Raw genomic sequence first — 7,381 nt, 5'->3', positions numbered from 1 at the left:
TTGTTGTTATTTTATTAGCATTTGCAATGAGCTTCTTAGGTACAGACGATGTTAACTTAACAATGGTTATCTTGAAGAAAGTTGTATTCTTCGCTTCTATTATTTTAATCGGATGGAAAGGTGTTCCTGCGATTATGCGCTGGTTATCACCACTACGCGTATCTGAGTCTATCGTGAGCGCGGCTCTTATCATCTGTTTCTCATTCGCATATTTCGGCGAACTATTAGGAATTGCTGGTATTATCGGTGCTTTCGCAGCTGGTATCGCGATTTCTCAAACGAACTACAAACATGAAGTAGAAAAGAAAGTAGAACCAATCGCTTACGCTATGTTCGTTCCAGTGTTCTTCGTAAGTATCGGTATGAATATTACATTTGATGGTATCGGCGATCAAATTTGGTTCATCTTAGCATTAACTGTTATCGCTGTCTTAACGAAACTAATTGGTTGTGGTGTTGGTGCACGAATGACTGGATTTGATGCTAAGTCTTCTGCTATTATCGGTTCTGGAATGGTTTCTCGTGGTGAAGTTGCACTTATCATCGCAGGAACAGGACTTTCTTCAGGTCTACTAGCACAAGATTACTTTACAGCTATCGTTATTGTCGTTATTTTAACTACAATGATTACACCACCAATGTTAAAATACACTTTTGGTGCAAAAGATAAAGCAATGAAAGCAAGTAAATAAGTTTAATAAAAAAGAAGCTTACTATCTTATAAGATAGTAAGCTTCTTTTTCGTTTTATCTTTAAACAATTCCGTTCGTTTTTAACCATTTTTCAAAAATAATTCGTGCTTCATCATCATCCATATCATTACTAAATGAATACACCATAATGCCGTAATCATCTACATATTCACCTAGCTTCATTTCCTCCACTTTGTTATAAAAATCGCCTGCCTCATAGTGCGGAATATAAGCATCCCAAACTGGTTCATTTATTCTTTTGTACGCCGTCACTTCTAAATCATATCCATCTTCATAATATCCGATATGATAATGTTGGCTAGGATCATATTTCTTCATAATACTTCCCCTCCCTTTGAAAATTTACCATATTTCACCTAATAAACAAAAGCGAGCTGTAATTACAGCTCGCTCGATTCATTAAATGCGTTCCATCGCTGTCTTCAACGTTCCAACAACAAAGGCAATTTCTTCACTTGAAATAACAAGCGGTGGTGCTAATGTTAAGACGTTATTATATCCAGCTGTTGTCATACCGTTTCGTCCTATAATTAAACCTTTTTCTTTACAAGCATTTACAACACTTGCAATTTTGTCGTTATCAATTGGCTCTTTCGTCCCTTTATCATTTACTAGTTCAATTCCAACTAGTAAACCTTTTCCTCTAATATCCCCAACAAGTGGATGCTCTCCAATTTCTTCTTTTAATTGCTCTAATAAAAGCGAGCCCATTTGTGCAGAGCGCTCAATTAAATTTTCATTTTCCATAATCTCTAAGTTTTTAAGCGCTAATGCACATGCTGCAGGATTTCCACCAAATGTATTAATATGACGGAAGAATTCATATTCACCCTTCCCTTTAAATGCTTCATATATTTCTTTTTTCACGGCTGTTGCTGATAATGGTAAATATGCGCTCGTAATTCCTTTTGCCATCGTAATAATATCAGGCTTCACATCATAATTCATAAATCCAAATGCTTTTCCTGTACGCCCGAAACCGCAAATTACTTCATCACTAATGAGCAAGGCACCGTGTTTTTGACACGTTTCATGAATTGCTTTCATATAGTCTTGTGGCGGCATTAAAATGCCTCCGCCCGTAATAATTGGTTCCATAATAAAAGCTGCAATCGTTTCACTTAATTCCCATGTCATAACGCGATCTACTTCTTTCACACATTCTACATCATAAATGTTCTCTCTTTCTATTCCAGGCATACGATAACAATCTGGCGGCGTTACATGTAAAAAGCCTGAAGCAAATGGCTCATATTGATATCTACGCTGTGCTTGTCCCGTCGCTGCCATCGTTGCCATTGTATTTCCATGATACCCGCGGTAACGTGACATAAATTTATAACGATGTGGTTCACCTTTTTGCGCATAATATTGCCTCGCTATTTTAAAAGCTGTTTCGTTCGCTTCCGAACCACTATTAGAGAAGAAAATAACATACTCTCCTCCAAGCCACTCATTTAATTTTTCTGCAAGCTTTATAGCCGGTTCATGTGATTGTGACATCGGAAAGTATGATAATGTTCGTAATTGCTTATAAGCTGCTTCTGCGAGCTCTTTTCTGCCATATCCACTATTCACACACCAAAGACCACTCATACCATCTAAATATCTTTTTCCTTGTATATCTTCAACCCAGCACCCTTCTGCTTTTGCCCCTACCATTGTACTATTTGGACTAAAGGGGCGCATTCCGTGCCAAACATATTGCTCATCTTTTGCTAATAATTCATCAGTCTGTTTTGTTTTCATCATTTCTTCCACCTTCCATAACAACTTATTTTTCACAAAAGCTGCGCTGGTGCCATGATGATTTAATTTTCTCCCTGCTTATTTTCATTCCACAAAATTAAGACAAAATCCTACTTACAATACAGTAATATTTACAAGAAAAAAAGAGCTTTTCTTATATATCGAAAAGCCCTTCTCTTTTTAATGTGACGATGCATCGCTAATACCGTGACCAGTATTAGATTTCACAAGAATCTCATCAAATTTCGCAGCATCTTCTTTCTTACTAGATAACACGGTTCCTAAATATGCTGCAAGAAATCCAAGCGGAATTGAAATAATTCCAGGTGTCGTATATGGGAATAGCGCTTCTCCAACAAATATCGCTTTTCCAGCTACAGGGTTCCAGACATTTGGACTTAACGCTACGAGAACAATGGCTGATACAAGTCCAACAACCATACCCGAAATGGCACCTGTCGTATTGAAGCGCTTCCAATATATTGTGAATAATATAACTGGTAGATTTGCACTCGCTGCAACTGCAAATGCTAATGAAACTAAAAATGCTACGTTCAATGTTTGTGCAAATAACGCTAGTATAATGGATAATACCGCTACTCCAATAGACGCGTAGCGAGCCATTGACACTTGCTCTTTTTCTGTTGATTTCCCCTTGCGAATAATTTCATTATAAAAATCATGTGCAAAGGCTGACGCTGCTGTTAATACAAGACCTGCTACTACAGCCAAAATCGTTGCAAAGGCGATTGCTGATACGAAAGCAAATAAGAAATCTCCACCTAATGCTTTCGCTAATAAAGGTGCTGCCATATTACCAGCAGGATTTGCTTTAATAATTGCCTCATTCCCTACAAATGCCGCTGCCCCAAACCCTAAGAAGATTGTCATAATATAAAATGCGCCAATTAACCACGTCGCGTATACAACAGATTGACGTGCCGTTTTTGCATCACGCACTGTAAAGAAGCGTACAAGAATATGTGGTAATCCAGCTGTACCAAGTACTAGTCCTAAATTTAAAGATAGCGTATCAAGGCCATCTTTATACTTTACTCCTGGATTTAAAAACGAATCTTTTAAAGGTGTAGCTGTCTTCATTTGCGCGAACATTTCAGTCACACTAAAATTAAATTTTGCGAAAACGATAATAGAAATAATAAATGTACCAGCCATAAGTAGTACAGCCTTAACAATTTGTACCCAGCTCGTCGCAGTCATTCCGCCAAAAATAACGTACACTGTCATTAATGTACCAACGATTAAAACTGATGTCGTATATTCGATTCCTAATAATAATTTAATAAGTGCACCAGCCCCAACTAATTGTGCAATCATATAAAAAATCGAAATCGTCATCGTATTAAGCGCTGCAACTCCGCGAACTTTTTTCGCATCAAAACGCGCCGCAATCATATCTGCTAATGTGTACTTCCCTAAATTTCTAAGTGGCTCTGCAACTAAGTATAATACAACTAAGTAAGCAACTAAGAAACCGATGCTATAAAAGAATCCATCAAACCCAGTTAATGCGATCGCTCCAGCTATACCAAGAAAGGACGCAGCAGACATATAATCTCCCGCAATGGCCAGACCATTTTGCCAACCAGTTAATCCCCCTCCAGCTGTATAAAACTCACTCGCATTTTTCGTTTTCTTCGATGCAAAATAAGTTATGACGAGTGTACCAAGAACGATGATTAAAAATAGCGCAAAAGCGGTTACATTCAAAGTCAGCCCCTCCCTTTTTGCATATCTTGTAGAATTTTTTGCGAGATTTTATCAAAGGATTCTGCTTTTTTGCTATACATCATACATAATGACCACGTCATGATAAATTGCGCAAATGCAAACACCCATGCCCACGTAACATCTCCAAATGCTGGTGTATTGAGCACCTTTGAATACGATGTTAAAATAGGTAATGCAATAAAAAAGCTAAAAAAGAATATACTCATCGGAACGATAAACTTCTTTTTCGTATTTAATAGCAATTGAAATTCTTCTGACTGAACAACCTCTGTATAATTCACCTCATTTTGTAACTTACGTGCTGACGTATCATCTCGTTTCATTCTCTAATCCCCTCTCTTACTTGAAATACAATTCCCCCTTGTATACCTAAAAACTAAATTTTATAAATATTCAGAAACTTATTTTCATTTTAGACAATCCATACATTCCTGCAAAGATTTTTCGATAGACATTTTTCGGCATTTTCCCCTAAGTTTTTAATATACTTTTTCACCATAAAAATTACGCACTTCAATTCCGTACCAATCAAACTTCTACAGGAAGTTAGGCGGCAGTTTTGCCGTCCTGCAAATATCTGAATAAAAAAGTAGTGCTTATCGCACTACTTCTGTTTTTTTCTCTTTTTCTAAATTACGAGCTGTTTCACTTAATTCAACGTCTTTTCCATCTTTAAGCGTTCCAAATATGAAATCGAATACTGGATTTGAAACACCAAACCAAAACTTTTCATTTTTATAATGGTGTAATATGTGCTGTTTTTTGAGCCATCTTCCAAACTTAGTGACGGGACGAATTGGCTTATGTGCAATATAATGTTTCCATTCATAAACGAGAAGCATAATAATCATTCCGATTCCGAATGAAAGTGTAATAGTAACACTTTTTGTTACAGCGTATGATATAAGTAAATATATAGTAAAGCTTGGAATGCTAAACCATACTGGCAAAAATAAAAGTTTTAAATCATCTGGATACACGTGATGATCATAATGTAATCTTCTTAACATTTTTAATAAAAATACGTTTTTAGGCGGTTTTAAGTGAAATAAAAACCGATGTGTCATATATTCGTTAAGCGTATAAAAAACAATTCCAAACAAACACGCCAACATACCGATCCATGTGAAAAATTGCATTTTTAAAATAATGATGAAAATAAATAAAATACTATACATAATAACGATATCATGTTGTAAAAAGAACTCTTTCCCCACTCTCTTCATCTTCCTTCCCCCTTTTCCAAAAAAACAGCCGCAACATATCGTTACGACTATTTCTTTTATTTTTTATTTTATTCTATTCACTTTACAAATTTGCCTGCTGCTCTATTGTCGAGAAAAAATTGTTCGATCCAAATATATTTTGCTTTGGAATAATATGTTCCACCGCAAACACTGTTACTTCTCCTCTTTGTACCTCTCCAATAATGAGCCCAAATACTTCATGATTTACCGCAAACGTTGGTTGCTTTGTTTGTAGTAATCTTGCTGCAGTATGAAATACCGCTTTATATAGTGGATTCCTATCAGTGATTTCTTTTCGGATTTTTGGTGCTAACGTAATAATAATTTCTTTTCCGTCAATAGTGGTTCGATACATAAAAATCTCCCCTTCAATCTTATGTGAACAACTGTAAAGCTTTGTATGCAAAATGGATAGAATATCCTACTAAAATAATACCTGCTCCGGCTGTTATATAGCCAAGTGCTTTTTGCTTTAATAAAGTTCTGCCAAAATGGACAGAAAAAGCAATATTTACATTCCATAAAATAATACCAACGATAATACAAAGACTGTACAAAAAGGCTTCTTGTTTCGTTACCTTCGTAAGCAATGAGCTAAGTGTACTTCCGTATATACCAAACCAAAAAACAAGATTTAATGGATTGGATATCGCAATTAAAAAACCTGCCATAAACGATTGTTTAAGGCCACCTACCTCTTCTTTTTTATATTCCATATTCGAGTGGGAAATTCCTTGTTTTACACTTTGAAATCCTAAATAAAATAATAAGAAAAACCCTGTGCAATACATAAAAGCTTGTACATATGTATACATAAACAGAGAAGATAAACCGAAGTAGATGAGAAGCATAAACAAAATATCTGCAGTCATTCCACCAATTCCAACAACCCATGCATGCCAAAAACCTCGTTCAATTCCCCGTTTTAACATTTCAATATTAATTGGACCTACTGGCGCAGCTAATGAAATACCTAATACAATTTGTTGTATAATCGCTCCAAACATCGCTCCATCCTTTCTACTTCCTTTACTATTAAGTAATGATGTAATGATTAAAAATAGACTAGCTTTCATCAAAATATTTACTACTAAAATACCCTTTTTTATCCAAAATATGCAAAAGAGCCATCTGGATGATGGCTCTTACTTTTCTATCTTATGAAGAAAAGGACATTTTCCTTTTATCGGTTCTACATCGTCTCCTATGAAGTATTGTTTCCATTCCCGATGTTCTGGATCACCATAATGACTAATGTTAGGATGCTTCGGCAGCTGATCCCACTTTTCAACTCGCTCCCGGACCGTTTGTCTTGAATATGCTCCTTTCGGACGATCTCCTTCTAACCCATCAAAGATAGTGCGTGGCTGGAATCCAATAACGAGAGAATTTCCTAAATGTCTAGTTTTGCGTTGTTTATAAGCTGGCGCATTTCCAAATGCGAATATCGGTTCACCACCAAATGAAAATTCCCATAAGTAATGGTCTGGGTCTTCAGGAATTTGCTTCGGCCATGTTTGGTCATCTTTTTCATGTAAATATTGTAATACTTTCCAAAAGTAATCACGATAATATTCCAGTGATTGTTCCTCACATTCTGGTTCCACAAAAAGAAAAAATCCCCTTCTTACAATTGGCTGCTCTTTCATTAACTCTAAAAAAGATAACATTGTATATGGCAAATGGCTCCAATCATTATGAGAGAGAAAGGAATAACGAAGCTCATTCTTTTTCAAAGCTGTTAAGCCGAAATAGCATGGAAAAGTTGGTTCTAGCACGACACTCGAAAAATTTTGAAATTCTTTTGTAACCCAATTTGGTATGTCCGTTCTCGTTCTCATTCCTTCATTATCTAATAAATAAGACTCATTCATTCTTTCTTTCACCTCATTATGTATAGCATTCAATTAAGAATATTAC

At 35.9% G+C, this 7,381-nt stretch carries 9 protein-coding genes; 1 reads left to right on the top strand and 8 read right to left on the bottom strand.

The features are described from left to right. On the top strand, window positions 1–692 hold a 692-nt coding region (locus KI369_RS25950), incomplete at its 5' end, for a cation:proton antiporter (protein WP_212958299.1). Window positions 693–752: 60 nt separating this feature from the next. On the opposite strand, the gene KI369_RS25945 is transcribed toward KI369_RS25950, so the two are convergent. The 8 genes from KI369_RS25945 to KI369_RS25910 form a co-directional block, all read right to left on the bottom strand. After that, window positions 753–1,031, bottom strand: a complete 279-nt coding sequence (locus KI369_RS25945) for a DUF3986 family protein (protein ID WP_212958297.1) — start codon at window positions 1,029–1,031, stop codon at window positions 753–755. An 81-nt stretch (window positions 1,032–1,112) separates the two neighbouring features. Then, on the bottom strand, window positions 1,113–2,462 hold the full coding sequence (locus KI369_RS25940) for an aspartate aminotransferase family protein (protein ID WP_212958295.1): 1,350 nt from the start codon (window positions 2,460–2,462) through the stop codon (window positions 1,113–1,115). 180 nt (window positions 2,463–2,642) lie between these two features. Then, the gene (locus KI369_RS25935) at window positions 2,643–4,193 is read right to left on the bottom strand and encodes a solute symporter family protein (protein WP_212958293.1); all 1,551 of its coding nucleotides are present in this window, start codon (window positions 4,191–4,193) and stop codon (window positions 2,643–2,645) included. Window positions 4,194–4,195: 2 nt separating this feature from the next. After that, on the bottom strand, window positions 4,196–4,537 hold the full coding sequence (locus tag KI369_RS25930; protein WP_212958291.1) for a DUF485 domain-containing protein: 342 nt from the start codon (window positions 4,535–4,537) through the stop codon (window positions 4,196–4,198). A 273-nt stretch (window positions 4,538–4,810) separates the two neighbouring features. Further along, window positions 4,811–5,440 carry a sterol desaturase family protein gene (locus tag KI369_RS25925; protein WP_212958289.1) on the bottom strand — a complete coding sequence of 210 codons (630 nt, stop codon included), beginning with the start codon at window positions 5,438–5,440 and terminating at the stop codon, window positions 4,811–4,813. Between the two features lie 82 nt (window positions 5,441–5,522). Then, window positions 5,523–5,816, bottom strand: a complete 294-nt coding sequence (locus KI369_RS25920; RefSeq protein WP_212958287.1) for a cytoplasmic protein — start codon at window positions 5,814–5,816, stop codon at window positions 5,523–5,525. A gap of 19 nt (window positions 5,817–5,835) precedes the next feature. Continuing rightward, window positions 5,836–6,468, bottom strand: coding sequence for a LysE family transporter (locus tag KI369_RS25915; RefSeq protein WP_212958301.1), 633 nt, complete (start codon window positions 6,466–6,468; stop codon window positions 5,836–5,838). A 138-nt stretch (window positions 6,469–6,606) separates the two neighbouring features. Next, entirely contained in the window at window positions 6,607–7,335 is a 729-nt protein-coding gene (locus KI369_RS25910; protein ID WP_212958285.1) for a YqcI/YcgG family protein, read from the bottom strand. Window positions 7,336–7,381 lie beyond the last annotated feature (46 nt).

The organism is Bacillus sanguinis, from assembly GCF_018332475.1.
In the GTDB taxonomy this organism is placed as follows: Bacteria; Bacillota; Bacilli; order Bacillales; family Bacillaceae_G; genus Bacillus_A; species Bacillus_A sanguinis.
This window is presented reverse-complemented; position numbering and strand designations above follow the sequence as displayed.

Excerpts from the sequence above, each read along its gene's own strand:
- KI369_RS25910 (WP_212958285.1), bottom strand. The coding sequence starts at position 7,335 with ATGAATGAGTCTTATTTATTAGATAATGAAGGAATGAGAACGAGAACG.
- KI369_RS25920 (WP_212958287.1), bottom strand. The coding sequence starts at position 5,816 with ATGTATCGAACCACTATTGACGGAAAAGAAATTATTATTACGTTAGCA.
- KI369_RS25915 (WP_212958301.1), bottom strand. The coding sequence starts at position 6,468 with ATGTTTGGAGCGATTATACAACAAATTGTATTAGGTATTTCATTAGCT.
- KI369_RS25945 (WP_212958297.1), bottom strand. The coding sequence starts at position 1,031 with ATGAAGAAATATGATCCTAGCCAACATTATCATATCGGATATTATGAA.
- KI369_RS25925 (WP_212958289.1), bottom strand. The coding sequence starts at position 5,440 with ATGAAGAGAGTGGGGAAAGAGTTCTTTTTACAACATGATATCGTTATT.
- KI369_RS25930 (WP_212958291.1), bottom strand. The coding sequence starts at position 4,537 with ATGAAACGAGATGATACGTCAGCACGTAAGTTACAAAATGAGGTGAAT.
- KI369_RS25940 (WP_212958295.1), bottom strand. The coding sequence starts at position 2,462 with ATGAAAACAAAACAGACTGATGAATTATTAGCAAAAGATGAGCAATAT.